Raw genomic sequence first — 20,477 nt, 5'->3', positions numbered from 1 at the left:
TGTTTTAAAGATTTTCAAATATAATAATAAGTAGCTGAAAATTTGAAAATGTTTCAGCGTTAAAAAGGAATTCTTTCTAATGTCATTTTTAAGGATAAAGCAAATACGCCGGAAGAGACAAAAAGAATCCAGTCTTTCTGGTTTACTTTGAATAGTTTAAGCAAAATAAAGAGCAGCATTAAAATCCCGAAAACAATGGCAATCTGCCCCAATTCCAAACCGATATTGAAGCCTAAAAGAGGAACGGCAATACTCTGGCTTTTGGCAATCATCACTCTTGCGGTATTCGCAAAGCCCATTCCGTGGATCAATCCAAAAATTAAGGCTAAATAATAATTGGCGTTATTCTGAGACTGTTTTTTATTTCGGATGAGAATATTATTCAGCGAAGTTAAAACAATCGTCAGCGGAATCAGAAATTCCACCCAATCCGAATTGATCCTTATAATGTCAAAAGTGCTTAATGCCAAAGTAATGGAATGTCCGATGGTGAAAGCGGTGACAAGAATTAAAACTTTCTTTAGATCGCTAAAAGAATATACCGCAATTAAAGCCAGAACAAAAAGCTGATGATCGAGTGCATCCAAAGAAATAATGTGTTCCCAGCCGAGATTCAGATAGAATAAAAAATCCTGCATTTTTCCAATATTATTTTTGAAACGCGATGATACAAAATTTATTTTAACTTTGTTATAAAATTCAATGGTATGCTTGTTAATATAGAATTAGAAAATGCTGAAGATTTTGTCTTTATCAAACAGCTTTTAGAGAAAATAAAAGGTGTAAAATCTGTTTCTGTAAAAGATGAGGAAGAATTTTATGAAGACGGAACGCCAAAATGGTTTATAGATAAACTTGCGGATTATGCAGATCGTCTGGAAGATAAAGACATGGTTTCAGAAGAGGAGTTTTTTTCATATGCAAGAAAAAAAGCGTGCGAATTATATTCTCGAAAGTAATTCTTCGATATGCGACAAGACCCACAAAAAATCCTTGAATTGTTACAATAATAATTTATTTTAACTTTGTGTAAAATCAATACAATGAACCTTACCATAGAAATAGATAATAAAGAAGATTATTTTTTCGTTAAACAGCTTTTAGAAAGACTGAAAGGAGTAAGAATTGTAGAAAATAATTATGAAACGGTTGAAGGTCTGCCTTCTCATATTTTTGAAGAGATTGAAAAATATGGGGAATCTCTGAAAGATGAAGGCATGATCTCGAAAAAGGATTTCTTTAAGTTTATTGATGACGAAATATGCAGATTGAATTCTCAGAAATAGCAAAAAAAACTTTAGCCGAAAATATCGAATTTCTTAAGAGAGTCTGGACCAATCGTGAAGTTGTTATTTTCTTAGAAGTGTGAAAAGAATAACAAATGATCTTGAAAATGGAAAATATTCTCAGTTTCAAAGTTCCTTTCACAAGACGAAAAGTGTTTTAATCGGCAAAAAACACGTAAGAATGTTTTTCCGAAAAGAAAGCGAGACTAAGATTAAAGTTCTTCTCTTCTTCGATATGCGACAAGATCCACAAAAAATCCTTGAATTATTACAATGAAAAAACTGTTTTTCTTCTTTTCCGTCTTAATTATATTTTTCTCTTTTACAAAGGCAAAACATCCTTATCATGTAGGTTCTGTAGAAATTAATTACAATCAGAAATCCAAAACTTTTGAAATTACAGGACGTTTTTTTCTGGATGATCTGGAAAACGGACTGAATAATAAATACAGCAAATCGCTTCATTTCAACGATCCGAAATTCAAAGCACAGCTCAACGAATCTCTTAAAAATTATTCCGCGGAATATTTTAAGTTAAAAGGCAATAATAAATTTCTGAACGTTAATTATGTAGGCTACGAAGAAGATCACGAATCCGTTAATGTTTATCTCGAATCTGAAAAAATAGACAATCCTAAAAAAGTAGAAGCAGCGGTAAGTTTCCTGTATAATTTGTTTGACGATCAGATCAATATCGTCCACATCATCGTTAACGGAAACCGGAAAAGTGAAAAATTAACTTACCCGAACCGTTATTTGTTTCAGCAGTTTTAAAAATTAATTTTCGAGCTGCAAAAGCGCATTAATTCCCTGTGCGTGTTCCATAAGATCAGGAAAAAATTTATCATAACATTGTTGAAGAACATCCTTATTATTTAAAAAAGCCTCATGAACCACAATATCTGTATGTAAATATTTGGCTTTATTAAGAACATTGCGCATGCTGTAACCAATACTTTGATCTTTTCGGTAATTATAAAGCCAGTCGTCTGCTTCCATTCTTTCGAACATTCTTCTGAAATTTTCAGGAAGAAATTCATAATTTTCATGTAAGACACGATATACTTTTAATGAATGGTTTTTCCAGCCTTCTAAGGAATTTAAACTTAGATCATTTGCTACAAAATAATCCATTGAAACATCCACAAAAGCTCCTGCATAAAGTCTTACCAAAGGAGCAAAAACTTTTTTTGCTTCATGAATGGCAGGGTGAGCATCCGTAAAAGTATCAATTGCACGGTGAAGTGTTATCCCGTCCTGGATATCTTTCGGAAAAGAAAAACGATCTTTATTTCGGATAAAATCTTCTAAAAACTGACCGACAATCTGCCCGTCAGTAAAAGTGAGAAAAGAATGCGCTAAATAATTCATACAAAAATATAGGATATAAAACTGAAAATCCCACGAATAAATTTAAGACATTCGAGGGATTTTTGTGGTGACTTTAAAATAGATTTTATTTAACAATAAATTTTTTGTTTCCTATAAACAAACCGTTTTTGTCATAAACACTCAAAAAATATTCACCATTAGACAATCCTTTTACATTAATTGTTCTTTCTGTTGTGGTAAATATCAATTGCCCAATTGTATTGAAAATTTTAAAAGTATGCCTGTCAGCATTGTTTAAAGAAATAGTGATATTTTCACTTGCTGGATTTGGAAATATTGTGAAATTTTTATCATTCAGATTCACTTCTTCCAGTTTGAGAGATGAATTGGAAGGCATGAAATCGGCTACGAGACATGAAAAACGAGAAAATCCAAAGGCTTCATCACTTGAATCCCAATTTCCTATCGCAATTCCTGTGGGCTCAGAATTGTAATTTTTATCAGGATTTGCCCATCTGTTAATTCTTGAACAGTTGAATCCATTTGCCGCGCATTCATCATTATAGGACATAATTGTTCTCCATCTTTTAGAAGAAGCACCAGATGCTCCTAAACTAATAGCACTTCTATTAACATAGCCATGATGATGAGCGCAGGGAATATCATATGTATCCACATACCAATCATGTCTTAAACCCATATTATGAGCCATTTCATGTGATAAAGTATAACTCGTAAGGACGCAATTGAAAACTGTGACTGAGAACCCTGCTGTTCCACTATATTCTGTAGGATTTATTGTGATGTAAGCTAAGCCGCAAGTATTAGTAGGGCCGGAAGTAACCAAAGCGCATAAGTCAGCACCATAAGTGGATCTTAATGTGTGGATTTCATCCATATAACCATCTGTATCATTCGCAAACCTCAATAGATCCGTGTAAATATCTCCAGATTCCACATAGCCTGTTTCTCCTGAATATACCAGATTAATTTTCACATTATTTATTCCCGAATTTATTAATGCTAAATTAAAATTGGTAATTGCAGTTGTAATCATAGAATTACTTTGAGCTGTTCCTCCCCAATTGATTCTTGAATTCCAGGTATAAATAACCATTACATCAATTATTGACATTGGACAAATAGGGGCAGTTTCTAAGCAGATATTTGAATTAGTTTTGTATAAGTTAGCAAAATCACCAAGAATATAATCGTTTTTAGAGTCCTGGCTTATTATCTTTGATTCATTCACAAGCGATACTGCGAAAATATTTTCATGTGTTTGATGAAAAATGACTTTTTCACCAGTTCCTGAAGTATACATACCTGTTAATATATTATCATATTTTGAAAGAACAAATTCTGCATTTGGATCATTATCGATAGAATATACATACGATTCACTTTTATTTCCATATTTGAAAATGCGAGTAAATCTGGCTGTAATTAGTTTATTGGTGGGTAATAAAATTTGAAGATCAGATTTCGGATCAAATGCAGGTTGTAAATAATACTTAGTTTCTGTATAACTGGAAAGAAGTTCTTTACTAACTTTTTGATTAGAATTAAGATTACTTTCACTGATTGAATTATTAAAAATTCTATTTTGGGCGAAAGATAATAAACTAAATAAGATTATGAAAAGAGTAAATTTTATTTTCATGATTTGTTGGATTTTAAGGTTATAGCTTTACAAATATAATTATTAACCTTTAAACAACTATCTTATTTTATGTTAAAATAATCTTTCATGAAAATCCTCAATTTTGCTTACCTCTTCAATTTTAATCCCGAATTTTTTCTTCGGAAGTTTATTTAAATTAGAAATGAAAATCTTTTCGTAGCCTAATTTTTCTGCTTCGGTAATTCTCTGTTCAGCCTGTGCAATCGGACGTATTTCGCCGCTTAAACCAATTTCTCCTGCAAAACAATAATGTTCGGAAATCGCAATATCTTCATTGGATGAAAGAATGGAAGCGACAACCGCTAAATCTAAAGCCGGATCATCTGTTTTAATTCCTCCGGTAATATTTAAGAAAACGTCTTTTGCTCCTAACTGAAAACCCGCTCTTTTTTCCAGAACTGCAAGAAGCATATTTAATCTTTTGGCATCAAAACCGGTGGAACTTCTCTGCGGTGTTCCGTAAACTGCAGTACTTACCAAAGCCTGAATTTCCAACAGCATCGGACGGTTTCCTTCCAAAGTTACCGCCACCGAATTTCCGGAAAGTTCTTCGAATTTTTTGGTGATTAAAATTTCAGATGGATTTTTAATTTCTTTTAAACCCTGAGAAATCATTTCATAAATCCCAATCTCGGAAGTAGATCCGAAACGGTTTTTGTTGGCTCTCAATAATCTGAAAAGATGATTTCTGTCGCCGTCGAAATTCAAAACCACATCCACCATGTGTTCCAGGACTTTCGGTCCTGCAATCTGTCCATCTTTTGTAATGTGACCTACCAAAAATACAGGAACATTGTTTTCTTTGGCGTATTTAATAATTTCATTGGAGCATTCGCGGATTTGGGAAACAGTTCCCGGCGAACTTTCAATGAGCTGTGACTGCAATGTCTGAATGGAATCGATAATCACAAAGTCGGGCTCCAGTTTTTTAGCTTCATGGAGAATTTTTTCCAGATTGGTTTCTGTAAAAAGAAAACAGTTGGGATTTTGAATGTCAGTCAGACGGTCGGCTCTCATTTTAATTTGAGAAGCACTTTCTTCCCCCGAAACATAGAAAACTTTTTTCTTCATTTTCAAAGCCAATTGAAGGAGCAGGGTAGACTTACCGATTCCCGGTTCTCCACCGATCAGGGTGACAGATCCTAAGACAATTCCGCCTCCCAAAACCCTGTTGAGTTCTTCGGAAGGTGTTTTTATTCTCGGTTCTTCATTGGTTTCAACTTCTACGATATTGATGACGTGCTGTTTGGTCTTTGAAAAAGGCGGCGTTTTGTGTGAAGTTGTTTTTTCCACCACTTCTTCCACCAAGGTATTCCATTGTCCGCAGTTTTTGCATTGTCCCATCCATTGGGAATACTGGGTTCCGCAGTTCTGACAGAAATATGCTGTTTTGAGTTTTGCCATACTGCGAAGTTCAAAATTTTTTTTGAATTTTTCTTTCGAATTTTAATTAATTTTCAACCATGAAAAATATTTTCCTGAGTTTGATGGTTTTTGTGGTGATGTCACTTTTGCATGCTCAGTTTACAGAATGGACGGTAAGATTTCTAAGTTTGCCCGGTGGAGACTTTGGAATGTATTCTTATTTTATTTTGATTTTTTGTTCTGTAATTACTGCAATCGGTTTGCTGACTGTGATTATTTTTAGAAAAAGTTATCATTCAATTTTTAGGATCGCTATTTTATTTGAAGCTATTTATTTATTATTTTTAATCATTTCAGGGAATAATCCTTTTGCCTATTTTACCAATTCGAGTAATGAAAATCTTTTGATGATCATGATGTATCTGAATTCTTTTTTTGTTTTACTGATGATGTTTTTAATAGATAGATTATATTCAAAAATAAATTTAGCAAAATCAAAAAATAACATAGATCAATAGTTCGTTGTTATAAGTAACTTACCTTTGTACAGGAATTAATTCAAAATATTATACAATGAAAAAATTACTTTTAACCTTTGTATTTACATTACTAAGTGTTTTCAGTTTTGCGCAGACAGACTGGGCGGTAGATCCGATGCATTCTTCTGTTAATTTCAACATCAAACATATGGGAATCAGCTTTGTGCAGGGAAGATTTGATAAGTTTGACGGGAAGGCTTCCACAAAAGGCAATACTTTAGAAAATGCAGACCTTAATTTTACGGTTGAGGTAAACACCATTAATACGGGGGTTGAAATGAGAGATAAGCATTTGAAAAGCGAAGATTTTTTCAGTGCAGAAAAATATCCGACGATGAGTTTCGTAACAACTTCCATGAAGAAGGATAAAAATAACACCTACATTCTGAAAGGAAAATTAACCATAAAAGACGTAACCAGAGATATCTCTGTTCCCGTAACTTTTGGCGGAATAGCGAAAAATCAACAGGGAAAAGAAGTAATGGGTTTTCAGACAGGTTTTACCATAAACCGTTTGGATTACGATATTAAATATGATCCAACTGGAACTGGAGTTGCTAAAGACGTGGATGTAAATCTGTATTTTGAAATGGTAAAAATATAATTTGTACAATTATAAATATTAATAGAAGGTTTTCAGTTTTGGAAACCTTTTTTATTGGATAATCGCAAAGACGCAAGACTTTATAAACTAAATTGTTTTTAAGGCGCAAGAAAATCAAAGATTTTCAATTAAGACTAATGAAAAATATTGACTGTTAAATTTTATCAAAGATAAAATCCTTGCGCCTTGTACATGGTACGCATGTAATAATAAACCTTTGTGGCTTTGCGATTATCCAAAACAAAATTTAAAATTCTAAAATGAAATTGCTTTGTATTTCTTTTTCCCCTAACTTTGCACAAACCTAATCTAATGAGTAAAAAGAATACTAAGTACATCTTTGTGACAGGAGGTGTAACTTCATCTTTGGGAAAGGGAATCGTTTCAGCTTCTCTTGGACTTCTACTAAAATCGCGTGGCTTCAATGTAACTATTCAAAAGCTTGATCCTTATATCAATATCGATCCGGGAACTTTGAATCCTTACGAACACGGAGAATGCTATGTAACCGAAGATGGTGCGGAGACGGATCTGGATTTAGGTCACTACGAGCGTTACCTTGATGCTCCTACTTCCCAAAACAATAACGTTACGACAGGAAAAATCTACCAGACGGTAATCGAAAAGGAAAGAAAAGGAGATTTCCTTGGAAAAACTGTTCAGGTAATTCCTCATATTACGAACGAAATTAAACGCAGAATTAAAATCTTATCCAAACAGAACTACGATATCATTATTACAGAGATCGGGGGAACGGTAGGGGATATTGAATCTTTACCTTACATTGAAACAGTTCGTCAGTTGAAATGGGAACTGGGTGAGAAAAATTCTATGGTAATTCACCTTACTTTATTGCCTTATCTGGCTTCCAGCGGAGAATTAAAAACAAAACCTTCTCAGCATTCCGTTCGTCAGTTGATGGAGAGCGGAATTATGGCGGATGTTTTGGTTTGCCGTACAGAACATAAGATCCCGAAAGATCAGAGAGCAAAACTGGCTCAGTTCTGTAATGTTCCTTTGGATAACGTGATCGAATGTAAAGATCTGGAAACAATCTATGAAGTTCCGATGTATCTTCAGAAACAGAATTTTGATGATGTGGTTCTTAAAGAATTAGATCTGAAAAGTGATAAAGAAGCGGATCTTAAAGACTGGAAATCGTTCTTAAAGAAATTCCAGAATCCTAAAAAATCTGTTGAAATTGCGTTGGTTGGAAAATACGTTTCTCTTCAGGATTCATATATTTCCATTGCTGAGGCTTTCAAACATGCCGGAGCAGATCTTGAAACGGAGGTGAAGGTAAGATGGGTTTATAGTGGAGATTTAACTTCTGAAAATATTAAAGAAACTTTATCCGGAGTAAGCGGAATTTTGGTTGCACCGGGATTCGGAGACAGAGGAATTGAAGGGAAAGTTCTTACAGCTCAATATGCAAGAGAAAATAAAATTCCGATGTTGGGAATTTGTCTGGGAATGCAGATCATGACGATTGAATTCGCTAGAAATGTTTTAGGATACACTAAAGCAAATTCTATGGAATTCGATACTTCTACGGAGCATCCTGTAATTTCTTTAATGGAAGAACAGAAAAATGTAGTAGACAAAGGAGGAACAATGCGTCTTGGAGCATGGAAATGTTCTTTGAAAAACGGTTCTAAATTAAACGAAATTTACGGAGCAAAAAATATTACAGAAAGACACCGTCACAGATATGAATTCAACAGTGATTACATTGGAGAATTCGAGAAAAACGGTTTCTTAGCAACGGGAACAAACCCTGAAACAGGATTAGTTGAAGCTTTGGAAATGCCGGATCACCCTTTCTATGTAGGCGTTCAGTATCATCCGGAATATAAGAGTACGGTGGCTACGCCGCATCCTTTATTCAGAGCTTTTATTAAAGCTTGTACTTCAAAATAAAGTAATTTAAAAATTACAAACGTCATAAATAAACTCAGACTGATTATTCTCAGCCTGAGTTTATTATATAGTAATATATTATAGCATAGAGTTTTGATAAAAAAACAGTATTTTTGTCGACTCGAAAATGTATAGCGTTTACTATATATTATTTAATAGGTAAAAATTTTAATTAAAGATAAAATGCAACAGAACAACGGACTCGATAAAAGTCAGATTATTAGTTTTGCGGTTTTATGCTTAGTTCTTTTCGGTTTCATGTTTTATTTCCAAAACAAACAATCGAAAGAAGATGTAGTAAAAGCTCAGCAGCAGAAAACTGAACAGGCTAAAAATGCCGTAAAACAGACTCAGGCAACCAATATCAATCCAAATGTAACTCCCGGCTCAATTCAGACGGCAACTCTGGCGAATAATGAATTGAAAATTGAATTCAACAGTTTAGGAGGGCAGGTTTCTAAAGTGGAACTTGCAAAATACAAAGCATACGATCATAAAACAGATAATGCAGATCTTCCGCTTTACCTGATCACGAAAAATAACTCCAACTACAGTTTTCAGTTTAAAGATAAAACAGGGAAAATTATTAATACTAAAGATTTAGTTTTTGCTCCTGTTGTCAATGGAAATGTTGCTACGCTAACAGCAAATTATAATGGTGCAACCATTCAGTTTGTATATTCATTAAACAATAATCCAAAAGCAGAACTGAAAGATCAGTATGCTCTGGATTTTAAAGTAAGAACACAGGGGCTGGCAAAAATTACGTCTGATAATAAAGCAGATTTTATCTGGGATTACAGTGTAAGAAACCTTGAGAAGGGTAGAGCGCAGGAACAGTCTCACTCAGAATTCTCTTATGCTTTCAATAATTATAAAGATTATGATTACGATGGAAGAACAACGATGGAGGAAGACAAAGAAACGCTTAACTGGATCGGGGTTAAACAGCAGTTCTTCGCTTCTGTAATTGAATCTAAAACAGGATTTACCCAAAGCAAAGGAAACCAGGAAGCCATTGAAGAAGGAGAATATCTGAAAAAATTAAACTATGAAGGTTTTGTTCAGATGACAGGAAGTGAACTGAATCAGGATTTCACGTGGTACTTTATGCCTTTGGATTTACCATTATTAAAAACATATGATAAAAACTTTGATGAAATTCTTCCTTTAGGATGGTCTTTCATCGGATGGATGAACCGTTATTTCTTTATGTGGCTTTACAGTGTAATTGCTGGATGGGGATTATCTGCAGGTTGGGTAATTTTCTTAATGACAATTATTGTGAAATTAATCTTATCGCCAATTATGTACAAACAGCACAAATTAAGCGCGATGATGAGAGTGATCCGTCCGGAAATTGATGAGGTAAATGCCAAATTCAAGGATGCAGATCCGATGAAAAAGCAGCAGGCTACGATGGAGGTTTATCGAAAAGCGGGAGTTAATCAGATGGCGGGATGTTTGCCGGCGTTGGTTCAGATTCCTATTTTCTATGCATTATTCCGTTTCTTCCCGAACTTTATTGATCTTAGAGGTAAAGGATTCTGGTTTGCAAAAGATTTAACTGCTTATGATGATTTGATAAAATTGCCTTTTAAAGTTCCTTTCCTTGGAGACCATTTAAGTGTTTTCGCTTTGGCCTGTACCGTGGTGATCTTAATTTACACCGTAATGACTTCAGGAAATATGCAGCAGCCACAACAGGAAGGTATGCCAAATATGAAGGTCTTAATGTATATCTTCCCGGTTACCTTCTTATTCTTCTTAAATACGTCTGCATCCGGTCTTTCCTGGTATTATTTCGTATCGAATGCTATTAACATCTTAATTATATTAGTGATTAAATATGTAATTCTGGATGAGAAGAAAATCCATGCGCAGATTCAGGCAAATAAAGAAAAGCCCAAAACGGAAGGGAAATTCCAGAAGCGTATGAGAGAAATGATGGAGAAAGCTCAGGAGCAGCAAAACGTGCAACAGCAACAGAGAAAGAAAAAATAAAATTTTCTATAATACAAAAAAGAGAGGTAAATTTAATTTTGCCTCTCTTTTTTACTTCAAATACTCGTAGTGCATTTAGGCAATATTGATTTTTAAATTATTGATATTCCTATTTGCATTTCTGTTTATTGTTTGAATAATAGTGAGCGTTACTATTTTTGAAAGTATCCTTGTTTTAAAACCTAAAAAACTTTTGGCGTAATTCCTTCTAATCATAAACTGGTCACAAAGTTGAGAGAATAAAGTTTTTATCCTCTTTCTGGACTTGCGTATTATGTAAGGCTGAATTTTATAATTTTTTTTGGTTCTTTCTCATTGGAACTTCAAGTTTTATATTATGCGATGTAAACAAGTCTAATTGGTACTCTGCAGACAAATAACCTTTATCACCCAAGATTGTACAGTTTTCAACTTGTTGCTTTATATCTTTCAGATAATGAATATCATGCACTGAAGCAGGGCTAATATCCAGACTTTGAAGTACACCTTCTGCTGAACAAACTGCATGAAGTTTATAACCATAGTAATGCATTTTCTGTGATGCGCAATAACCTCTGTTTGGAAGCGCATAATCTGTTTCTTTACATATTCTACTCCGTGAACTCCTTGATAATTTGCACACTTCCAATGGCATACTGTCTACCACAAAATACTTTTCAGAGCCATTAAACCTTTCCGCTAATAATTTTCTAATCCTTTCCATATGGTTAAACAGTTTCCTTTTTCTTCTGTTGTAAACACTTCGTTCGATAAGAGATTTAATTTCAACAGGTAAGATTCTAAAAAGCTGATGCTCACTATCAATACTCATATATTCAGAAGTCAGATTGATGGCGATTATCCTTAAATCTGTTAACTTGGGTTTTCGTATCTGAAATAAAAAATTCTCACTATCTAATTCTAATTTCTTTAATAGTTCTAAAATTTTCTCGTAATTTGCTCTAAAGTTGTGCATTTAATTGTTTGTGTGGTAACTACAATTTACTGCTTTTTAGCAGCTTGCACAACTTTTACTCAATATAACACAAATGCACTACGGGTTTCAAATATTTAATATTAGTCATATTTCAACCTGAAAGACTGTCTGTGGTATTTAGTCGGTCCGAATTTTATCAGAGCTTCCTGATGTTTTTTAGTGGCATAGCCAAAATTTGTGTTCCAGCCATATTCGGGATGCTCTTCATGAAGTTCGATCATTAATTTGTCTCTGTAATTTTTTGCTAAAATAGAAGCCGCAGCAATAGACAAGACTTTAGAATCTCCTTTGATAATACATTCATGAGGAATAAAATTATAAGGATGAAATCTATTCCCATCGACTAAAATCAGTTCCGGTCTCATTGTTAACTTATCTAAAGCCTGATGCATTGCATGAATACTTGCATTCAGTATATTGTGCTGGTCTATAAAAGCAGGAGAAAGTTCTGCAACTGCGTAATCTTTAACATTATCTTTGATGTAGCTGTCAAGATCCATTCTTGTCTTAAAATTTAACTTTTTGGAATCGTTAACCAAATTTTGGTTAAAATTCTCATCTAAAATTACTGCAGCAGCTACCACAGGTCCGGATAAACAGCCTCGACCCACTTCATCACAACCTGCTTCAACATAAAAAACCGACCATTTTTTTATTAAATCCATAATTTTTATTAAATTATCTAAGTAAAATTATGCAATATTAAATATTTTTAACAAAATATTTGGTCATTTTGGGAAAGTTTTACATATTTGCAAATATTAAAAAATAATCAATTTAAATATGAAGAAATTAACTACGAGTGTGTTAGCTGTAGTGCTTACCTCAACTTTTGCAATGGTAAGTGCACAAGACACTCTGAGAACTCAAGACATTCGTGAGGTTGTTGTTACAGGTGCTTTAGGTCTCAAGAAAAGACAGGACGCTGTTACTACTTCTAATCAGGTTGTTAATAATGCTGAAATTACACAAGGAAAGAATCCTAATGCTGTACAGGCATTAACAGGTAAGGTTTCAGGTTTGCAAATCAATACAACCAATAACTCAGTAAATCCATCTACAAGAGTTGTCCTTAGAGGACCTAGATCTCTTACAGCCAGTAATGAAGCTTTAGTGGTAATTGATGGCGTTATATCCACATTAGGTATTTTGCAAAATTTGCCACCGGAGATTATTGATAACATGAATGTTATCAAAGGAATGCAAGGGGCTGCCTTATATGGAGAAAGAGGTAGTAATGGGGTAATTATTGTTACTACAAAAAGAGGATCTAAATCTGAAAGACTTCAATTCAGTTTAACGAGTTCGATTGATTTCTCTACCGTTTATAAGACTCCTATTTATCAAAAAAAATATGGACAGGGATATCCAGGTGATGTTTTTGATACAACTGATTATGGAGGTACGACGTGGGTGCCTTATGAAAACTCAAATTGGGGCCCAGCATATTCTTCGGCGTTAGGTGGGCAAAATATTTATATTGGATTACCACAAGCTAATGACCAATTTTATACAGAAACATTTAGTCCTAAGGATAATCATATAAATAAGTTTTTTAAAACTGGGGTTCTTCTACAAAATGGATTGTCTGTAAATGCTGGAGGTAGTGATGGTTATGTTTTTTTATCAATGAACAGAGCTGAAAATGATTTCATTGTTGAAAAAGATAATTTGAAGAGAAATAATTTTATTTTAAAAGCAGGAAAAAAATTAGGAAAATTCAGGATTGATGGTAACGTCAACTATTTAGAAATTAAGACTTCAACAGCGCCAAGCTCACTTTATTCTGAAGTTCTGCAAACCCCAACAAACTTAGATATCAGAAAGTTTAGAAACTCTAATCCTGATGCAGGTTATTCTCCATATACAACAAATCCTTATTGGTTGATTGATAATAACAGAACAAACAGTAAGAGTAGAACAATTTCAGCGCTATTAAACCTAGAATATAAGCTTAATGATCATATTTCATTTACTTATGCAGGAACGGCTGTGACTGGACATTCTATTACACAAAGCTATCAGAATGATTATGCTAATGATAGAATGTATGATAATACGGGTACATATTTGGATGGGCATTTAGCAGAGGATTTTGGGATGGTTCCTATTGTTTCTAACTATTATAAGTCTTTAGGAACTTCTTGGAGATATTATGGAGATTTAATGGCAAATTTTGATTATGATCTGACGGATAATATTAATTTGAAGGCAAATATTGGACATAATATTCAAGATACTAGAGCTGATAATAGTCAGGTTGGAGGAACAAATTTGCAAGTCCCAGGATGGTACCATATTAATAATGTACTTAATCCGGATAAGTTTTATAATCTTAATAATAACTCCTCGACACAAAGATCTTTTGCTTGGTTTGCTAACTTAGATTTATCTTACAAGGATTATTTATTCTTAAACACAACTTTTAGATACGAGAAAAACTCGGTGATGAGTGTTACACCTATAGGAACAAATAAATTAGAAAATAAAGGTTTTCCTTATTATTCAGTAGGAGCATCATTTATTCCGACAAAAGCATTTGAAAGTATAAAGGGGAAGATCCTTAATTATGCAAAAATCAGTGCATCGTTTACTAGAGTGGGTAACGTTCAGGCAATTCCAGTTTATGGATTAGATGAAGTGGGTGTATTTCCTACAGGTTATCCTTTTAATAGTTTATCTTCTTATTTGCCACGAACTACTAGTTATGCACCAGATATTAAACCTGAATTTTTGAATTCTAAAGAAGCATCGATTAGTTTAGGCTTTTTTAATGATAGAATAACTCTTGATGGTTCTGTATACAGAAATGATACAGATAATCTGATTACTCAAATTGCAACATCATCTGCATCAGGTATCACTAGTCAATTTGATAATATCGGGAAAAGTAGAAACCAAGGTTTTGAAATTGATTTAGGGTTTACTCCTATAAAGTCAAAAGACTTTGAATGGAAACTTAGAGGATCGTATTCTACTTACGAAACAAAGATTCTTTCATTAGAATCAGGTGTTCCAGAGATCCCATTATTGACAACCACGGGACCAAATGTTGGCATTTACGCAATGGCCGGTTATGATTTTCCTATGATTAAAGGTACAAAATATTTAAGAGATCCTAATGGAAATATTGTAGTAGGAGCAAACGGTAACCCTCTTTCAACTTCAACTCTTGAGGTTTTAGGAAAAGTGAATCCGGATTATATTTTAGGGTTCAGTACGTCTTTTAGATTTAAAGGTCTTACCTTAAGTGCTACAGCAGACTATAGAACAGGTAACAGCTTTATCTCTCGAACAAAAACTCTATTAGGAAATATGGGATCTTTAGAACAGCAAGCTAGTTTTGATCGTTCTAAGGGATATGTAATTCCAAACTCTGTACAATTAGTGGGAGGTCAATATGTACCGAATACTACACCTATTGGTGGAACTGCAGACTATATAGGTGTAAACTCATATTATACAAGTTCAACATTCTTAGGTGTTGGTGAAGAGTTTTTAGTTGACGGTACAGCATTTAAAGTTAGAGAAATTGCTTTAAGCTATGATATTCCTAAATCTGTTTTAAGAAATACTTTTGTAAATTCTCTTAATGTTGGTGTCTATGCAAGAAATCCATTCTTTATTTATGCTAAAGATAACAGAAATTATGCTGATCCTGAAACTGCAACAACATCAGGAAATGCAGCAGGTATTGCAGATACAAGCCAATACCCTACAATGAGAAATTTTGGTATAAATCTTAATGTAACTTTTTAACGATTAAAGAAATGAAAAATAATAAATTTTATATTGCATTATTAGCAGCAACGTTAAGTTTGACTTCGTGCTCTAATGAGTATTTGGATGTAAATGAGAATCCAAATCAAATCCACGCAGAAAATATTACTCCAGAATTAATGTTTCCCGGTGCTGTAAGTCAGGCTTACAGAACCCAAGCGACTACTATGATGCAGTTTGGAAATTTGATGATGAATAGTTGGACAGGTAATGCTTACACTAATAGTAGCCCATTTCAACGTGAATTCAACCTTCAAAGTGTAGATAATACTTTTTATCAAGGTATATGGAATGGACTATATCCAAGAATTGCAAATTTCGCACAAATAGAAAAGTTTTCAAATACGGATCATAAGCAAGATTACTATATTGCGATGGCAAAGATTATGAAATCTTATTATATGCAGTATATTGTTGATCTGTATGGTGATGCTCCTTTTAGTGAAGCATTTTTAGGTCAATTGAATATGAAGCCTAAATATGATAATGATGCTGATATCTACAGAGCTTTAGTTACTAATATTAATGAAGCAATAGCGTTAATTAGTAATGCAAGTCCAGACGCAATCAATCCAGCTGATAAGGGTGCTGATATAGTATTTCAGGGAAATATGTCTAATTGGCAAGCATTTGGAAGAACTTTAAAGCTAAGAATGCTTTTGAGAATGAGTAAAGTAACTGGAGATATGGCGACTTTTAGAGATGCTCAATTGCAAACTTTATCAGGAGCTACATTTATTAATGTAAATGTACTAGAAAATCCTGGATATAATGGATCCAATGATGATCAGATGAGCCCTTTCCTTTTAAATTGGAGAGTTAATTCTGCCGGATCAGCAGTTACAAATTACCCATTTATAACAGTTTCTGAACATATGGCAATTGCTTTAAATGGAAATGTTGAAGGATCTACCGAAACCTATCATCAAAAATATACAGGAATTCCAGATCCTAGAAGGACAGGCTTATTTACAGCTGTAATAGCACCATCATATTTGAAAGGGATTAGACAAGGTGCTGTTCCTGGTCAACCAGGAGCTCCTGTTGGTAATACAACTGTATCAAGATTAGCTAACGGAACATTCTCAGGTACAACGGGTTTGAGTTTAGTTAGTGGTAATAGAGGAGGTGTAATTATGTCTCTTGCTGAAAGTAAATTATTGCAAGCTGAGGCTTCATTAAGATATCCTGCAATCTTTGGAGCTGTTGCCCAAACAAGATTTATTGAAGCTATTGATGCTTCAGGTGCTTGGTTAGGAACTTCAGCAACTGCATTGACAACATATAAAGGATTAATCTCTACAAGAACTGGATTAGGATGGACTGGTACTGATAACCAAAAATTAGAAGCTATCATGACTCAAAAATGGATTGCTCTGACAAACGTTAATCCAACAGAAATGTTTATAGAATATAACAGAACGGGATATCCTACTACACCTATGGCAACAACAGCAGGACAACCTAATAAACCTTACAGGTTAATTTATCCAGTATCTGAATATGCAACAAACTCTGCTAATGTTCCGAATATTAGTAGTTCGCAAGTGTTTGTTAAAAACCAATTTACTCCATTCTGGAATCAAAACTAATCTTTTTAATAAGATTATAATACAAAACTGCCTTCGGGCGGTTTTTTTTATTTCCAAGTGTTAAAATTTATTTTTTCTGAAAAACAAAATATATGTCACGCATTGCATTTATTTTTGTTTTGATGACTGATTTTTAAATTATGTTTCTAAATAGTTCATTATCAGCTATTAAAGATGCTTGTTTATAAAGCTTTTTAATTTACTTAAAATTATTTTTTTTTAAATAAATAATAAAATTTGACATGACATTTTTGGTAATATTTGTTAATTTGTTTGGTTTTAACTTTTTTTATTAAATTATTTTTATTTATTAATGAGATTATTTGACTGAATGTTAAATTTAGCTAATTTTATTTTGTTCTGAATAGAAATTTTCACATATTTGTGATTAGCAAATATAATTTGATATGAAGAAATTAACAGCAGGAATACTTATACTCGTATTATCCTCATCTCTAGCTGTGTCAAATGCTCAACAAAAGAAGAATGATACAGTAAGAACACAAGAAATTGAAGGTGTGGTTGTAACTGCACTTGGTATTAAAAGAGAAAAGAAATCTTTAGGGTATGCTTCCGAAGAAGTAAAAGCAGATGCTCTTACAGGAGGAACTACCAATACTGGAAATGTAGCTTCTTTACTATCTGGTAAAGTTTCTGGTTTACAGGTAAATACAAACAATAACTTTGGGGGTTCTGCTAACTTACTAATTAGAGGTTACAAATCTCTATCAGGAGGCAGCCCATTAATTGTAATTGATGGATCTCCAGTTAATAATGGGACGGTTTCTGGATCGAGTTTCGACTACGGTAACTTTTTATCTGATATTAATCAAGATGATATTGAGAGCATCAACGTTTTAAAAGGAGCGGCAGCATCTGCTTTGTATGGAGAACGTGGTAGCGATGGTGTTATTTTGATTGTCACAAAAAATGGACGAGGAAAGCAAGACGGAAGTTGGGGAGTTACACTAAATTCAGGAATCACAGCTGGATTTATTGATAGATCAACTTTCCCAAAATACCAGACAAGATACGGTGCTGGTTATGGTAGAGTATATGGTGATGGTACTGAATATTTTAATCATGATCCGAATACTGGAGAGCTACAAACTCCTTTTACAGAAGATGCTTCATATGGAGCCGAGTTTAATCCAAGTTTGATGGTAAGACAATGGGATTCTTATAATCCTGATTCTCCAACTTATGGACAAGCTACTCCTTGGCAAGCTGCTAAGAACGGTCCGATTAAGTTTTTTGAAACACCAGTTACGTATGTTAATACAATTTCATTAGAGAAAGGAAGTAAATCTTCAAATATTTCTCTTTCTTACACCAATATGCTTTCTAATGGATTACTGCCTAACTCGGATTTGAGAAAAAATAGTTTATCAGCCAAATTCAATTATGATTTCACTGATAAATTGCATGCCAGCGTATTTTCTACACTAACAATTCAGGATACAAAAGGTAGAAATGAAACAGGATATTCTGATAATTTAGTTTCAGGTTTCAGACAATGGTGGCAAACCAATGTTGACATTTATGATTTAAAAAATGCTTACGAAAGAAGTAATTCAAATCTTACTTGGAATAGGACTTCAGGATCAGATGGTACGCCGGCTTATTGGAATAACCCTTATTTTCAAAGATATCAAAATTATCAGTCAGATACAAGAACAAGAAGTTTTAGCTATGCTCAGTTAAAATATGACATAACTAAGAATATCGGAATTACAGGGAAACTATCCTATGATCAACTGCAAATGCTAATTGAGGAGAGACTAATGAATGGCTCATTACCTCAGGCTTTTGGAGCTTCAGGAAACAGTGTAACTTCGGGATACTCGCGTCAGGATGTTCGTACAACAGAGACCAACTTTGATTTATTCTTAAATTATAAATTTGATATCACAAGTGATTTAAATGTTAGTGGTCTTGTGGGAGGTAATGTTAGAAGAAATTTAATTGATAATGTATATGTAAGTACAGAAGGTGGATTAGCTACTCCCGGACTATTTGCAATTTCAAATTCTGCCAGTCCAATTATTCCTCCTGATGAAAATTATGAAAAATGGTTAACATCTGGAGTATATGCAACCGCTTCATTTGGATATAAAAATTTATTATATATTGATGGAACTGTAAGAGCCGATAAGAGTTCTAATCTTCCAAAAAATAATAATTCATACATATATCCATCAGTAACAGGTTCAGTTATTCTTTCTGAACTTTGGAAGCCAAGTTTTTTAAGCTTTTGGAAAATACGTGGTAATTACGCAGAAGTTGGATCTTCTACAAAAAATTACCAACTACAAAATACCTATAGAGTAAGAGGTGGTTTTGGTAATACAGGTCTTGTAGATCAATCATATTTTTTAGCAAATCCAAACTTAAAGCCGCAGAGATCCAAAGAAGTTGAATTTGGTATGGAGGCACAATTTTTCAAAAATAGATTAGGGTTCGATGTTGCGATATACAAAACACGTACTTTTGATCAAATTATCAATCTTCCCGTATCCTCAGCAACAGGATATAGAACTTTTTTAGTAAATGCAGGTCAAATTAACAATAAAGGAATTGAGGTTCAGTTAAATGGATCACCAATTAAAACAGATAATTTTAAATGGGATATAGATGTAAATTGGTCTAAAAACCAAAATGAAGTTATATCATTAAATGGAGATTCTCAAAACTATCTATTAGCATCTTATCAAGGTGGAGTTTCTTTAAACGCTCGTGTAGGCGAAGCTTTTGGGGCTTTAGTAGGTTCTGATTACGTTTATTTAAATGGAGAGAAAGTAATTAATCCTTCAACAGGAAGATACTTAACAAATCCAAATCAGGTAATTGGTAACATTACACCAGACTGGATCGGAGGTATACGAAATAGTTTCAATTATAAAGGTTTATCATTAAGTTTCCTGATTGATGTGAAACACGGCGGGGATGTATTTTCAACAGATATGTATTATGGTTTGGCGACAGGTTTGTATGAGGAAACTGCTGTTGGAGATTATAGAACTGCAGGTGTAATTCATCCTGGGGTAAATCCAAATGGACAAGTAAATACTACGCCTACAGCAGCACCAGATACCTTTGGTAATGTTGATGGATATAGAAGAATGCCCAACTCAAGATTTGTATATGATGCATCATATGTGAAACTAAGAGAAGCAAGTATTGGTTATAGTCTTCCGAAATCCATATTAGCAAATACATCTTTCCAAGAAGTTAAAATCTCATTAGTGGGAAGAAACCTATGGATTATCCATAAAAATTTACCTTATGCAGATCCGGAAACAGGAACAGGTAACGGACTTGCTTCAAAAGGAAATTCTATCGGAGTATTGCCGACAACACGTGATTTAGGAATCAACGTAACATTAAAATTCTAG

15 protein-coding genes and 1 pseudogene are annotated in these 20,477 nt (G+C 33.7%); 10 read left to right on the top strand and 6 right to left on the bottom strand.

Annotated features, from left to right (window positions below; translation table 11 throughout):
• Positions 1-59: 59 nt before the first annotated feature.
• Positions 60-638, bottom strand: a complete 579-nt coding sequence (locus QWT87_RS16340) for a HupE/UreJ family protein (RefSeq protein WP_302717297.1) — start codon at positions 636-638, stop codon at positions 60-62.
• 69 nt (positions 639-707) lie between these two features.
• Between QWT87_RS16340 and QWT87_RS16335 the strand changes: the two genes are divergently transcribed.
• The 3 genes from QWT87_RS16335 (at position 708) to QWT87_RS16325 (ending at position 2,060) form a co-directional block, all read left to right on the top strand.
• Positions 708-959 (top strand): hypothetical protein, encoded by a 252-nt coding sequence (locus tag QWT87_RS16335; RefSeq protein WP_185208211.1) that lies wholly within the window; start codon positions 708-710, stop codon positions 957-959.
• 84 nt (positions 960-1,043) lie between these two features.
• On the top strand, positions 1,044-1,286 hold the full coding sequence (locus QWT87_RS16330) for a hypothetical protein (protein WP_302717296.1): 243 nt from the start codon (positions 1,044-1,046) through the stop codon (positions 1,284-1,286).
• A gap of 273 nt (positions 1,287-1,559) precedes the next feature.
• Complete coding sequence (locus QWT87_RS16325) at positions 1,560-2,060, top strand: DUF6702 family protein (protein WP_108409194.1); 501 nt, start codon at positions 1,560-1,562, stop codon at positions 2,058-2,060.
• Positions 2,061-2,063: 3 nt separating this feature from the next.
• On the opposite strand, the gene QWT87_RS16320 is transcribed toward QWT87_RS16325, so the two are convergent.
• The 3 genes from QWT87_RS16320 to radA all read right to left on the bottom strand — a co-directional run bounded on the left by QWT87_RS16320 (position 2,064) and on the right by radA (position 5,706).
• Complete coding sequence (locus QWT87_RS16320) at positions 2,064-2,657, bottom strand: acyl carrier protein phosphodiesterase (protein WP_302717295.1); 594 nt, start codon at positions 2,655-2,657, stop codon at positions 2,064-2,066.
• A gap of 85 nt (positions 2,658-2,742) precedes the next feature.
• A complete protein-coding gene (locus QWT87_RS16315; RefSeq protein ID WP_185208217.1) occupies positions 2,743-4,281 on the bottom strand; it encodes a zinc-dependent metalloprotease in 1,539 nt (512 codons plus the stop codon).
• A gap of 72 nt (positions 4,282-4,353) precedes the next feature.
• Complete coding sequence (radA, locus tag QWT87_RS16310; RefSeq protein ID WP_076390791.1) at positions 4,354-5,706, bottom strand: DNA repair protein RadA; 1,353 nt, start codon at positions 5,704-5,706, stop codon at positions 4,354-4,356.
• Positions 5,707-5,765: 59 nt separating this feature from the next.
• Between radA and QWT87_RS16305 the strand changes: the two genes are divergently transcribed.
• The 4 genes from QWT87_RS16305 to yidC all read left to right on the top strand — a co-directional run bounded on the left by QWT87_RS16305 (position 5,766) and on the right by yidC (position 10,734).
• Complete coding sequence (locus QWT87_RS16305) at positions 5,766-6,185, top strand: hypothetical protein (RefSeq protein ID WP_302717294.1); 420 nt, start codon at positions 5,766-5,768, stop codon at positions 6,183-6,185.
• A gap of 55 nt (positions 6,186-6,240) precedes the next feature.
• A complete protein-coding gene (locus QWT87_RS16300) occupies positions 6,241-6,810 on the top strand; it encodes a YceI family protein (RefSeq protein ID WP_302717293.1) in 570 nt (189 codons plus the stop codon).
• Positions 6,811-7,122: 312 nt separating this feature from the next.
• A complete protein-coding gene (locus tag QWT87_RS16295) occupies positions 7,123-8,730 on the top strand; it encodes a CTP synthase (RefSeq protein WP_116097087.1) in 1,608 nt (535 codons plus the stop codon).
• A gap of 183 nt (positions 8,731-8,913) precedes the next feature.
• The gene (gene yidC, locus QWT87_RS16290; protein WP_302717292.1) at positions 8,914-10,734 is read left to right on the top strand and encodes a membrane protein insertase YidC; all 1,821 of its coding nucleotides are present in this window, start codon (positions 8,914-8,916) and stop codon (positions 10,732-10,734) included.
• A gap of 75 nt (positions 10,735-10,809) precedes the next feature.
• Here the strand turns inward: yidC and QWT87_RS16285 are convergent.
• Both QWT87_RS16285 and QWT87_RS16280 read right to left on the bottom strand, forming a co-directional pair.
• A pseudogene (locus QWT87_RS16285) lies at positions 10,810-11,689 on the bottom strand (IS982 family transposase).
• Between the two features lie 101 nt (positions 11,690-11,790).
• Complete coding sequence (locus QWT87_RS16280) at positions 11,791-12,375, bottom strand: ribonuclease HII (RefSeq protein WP_116097091.1); 585 nt, start codon at positions 12,373-12,375, stop codon at positions 11,791-11,793.
• Positions 12,376-12,493: 118 nt separating this feature from the next.
• On the opposite strand from QWT87_RS16280, the gene QWT87_RS16275 reads away from it, so the two are divergent.
• The 3 genes from QWT87_RS16275 (at position 12,494) to QWT87_RS16265 (ending at position 20,477) form a co-directional block, all read left to right on the top strand.
• Positions 12,494-15,469: a SusC/RagA family TonB-linked outer membrane protein gene (locus QWT87_RS16275; protein WP_302717288.1), complete on the top strand. Its 2,976-nt coding sequence runs from the start codon at positions 12,494-12,496 to the stop codon at positions 15,467-15,469.
• Positions 15,470-15,480: 11 nt separating this feature from the next.
• The gene (locus QWT87_RS16270) at positions 15,481-17,082 is read left to right on the top strand and encodes a SusD/RagB family nutrient-binding outer membrane lipoprotein (RefSeq protein ID WP_302717286.1); all 1,602 of its coding nucleotides are present in this window, start codon (positions 15,481-15,483) and stop codon (positions 17,080-17,082) included.
• A gap of 407 nt (positions 17,083-17,489) precedes the next feature.
• Entirely contained in the window at positions 17,490-20,477 is a 2,988-nt protein-coding gene (locus QWT87_RS16265) for a SusC/RagA family TonB-linked outer membrane protein (protein WP_185208233.1), read from the top strand.

This window comes from Chryseobacterium urinae (genome assembly GCF_030518295.1).
Classification (GTDB): domain Bacteria; phylum Bacteroidota; class Bacteroidia; order Flavobacteriales; family Weeksellaceae; genus Chryseobacterium; species Chryseobacterium mucoviscidosis.
This window is presented reverse-complemented; position numbering and strand designations above follow the sequence as displayed.

Coding starts and splice junctions, on each gene's coding strand:
- QWT87_RS16275 (WP_302717288.1), top strand. CDS start 12,494: ATGAAGAAATTAACTACGAGTGTGTTAGCTGTAGTGCTTACCTCAACT.
- QWT87_RS16270 (WP_302717286.1), top strand. CDS start 15,481: ATGAAAAATAATAAATTTTATATTGCATTATTAGCAGCAACGTTAAGT.
- yidC (WP_302717292.1), top strand. CDS start 8,914: ATGCAACAGAACAACGGACTCGATAAAAGTCAGATTATTAGTTTTGCG.
- QWT87_RS16330 (WP_302717296.1), top strand. CDS start 1,044: ATGAACCTTACCATAGAAATAGATAATAAAGAAGATTATTTTTTCGTT.
- QWT87_RS16295 (WP_116097087.1), top strand. CDS start 7,123: ATGAGTAAAAAGAATACTAAGTACATCTTTGTGACAGGAGGTGTAACT.
- radA (WP_076390791.1), bottom strand. CDS start 5,706: ATGGCAAAACTCAAAACAGCATATTTCTGTCAGAACTGCGGAACCCAG.
- QWT87_RS16265 (WP_185208233.1), top strand. CDS start 17,490: ATGAAGAAATTAACAGCAGGAATACTTATACTCGTATTATCCTCATCT.
- QWT87_RS16300 (WP_302717293.1), top strand. CDS start 6,241: ATGAAAAAATTACTTTTAACCTTTGTATTTACATTACTAAGTGTTTTC.
- QWT87_RS16315 (WP_185208217.1), bottom strand. CDS start 4,281: ATGAAAATAAAATTTACTCTTTTCATAATCTTATTTAGTTTATTATCT.
- QWT87_RS16340 (WP_302717297.1), bottom strand. CDS start 638: ATGCAGGATTTTTTATTCTATCTGAATCTCGGCTGGGAACACATTATT.
- QWT87_RS16325 (WP_108409194.1), top strand. CDS start 1,560: ATGAAAAAACTGTTTTTCTTCTTTTCCGTCTTAATTATATTTTTCTCT.
- QWT87_RS16320 (WP_302717295.1), bottom strand. CDS start 2,657: ATGAATTATTTAGCGCATTCTTTTCTCACTTTTACTGACGGGCAGATT.
- QWT87_RS16280 (WP_116097091.1), bottom strand. CDS start 12,375: ATGGATTTAATAAAAAAATGGTCGGTTTTTTATGTTGAAGCAGGTTGT.
- QWT87_RS16305 (WP_302717294.1), top strand. CDS start 5,766: ATGAAAAATATTTTCCTGAGTTTGATGGTTTTTGTGGTGATGTCACTT.
- QWT87_RS16335 (WP_185208211.1), top strand. CDS start 708: ATGCTTGTTAATATAGAATTAGAAAATGCTGAAGATTTTGTCTTTATC.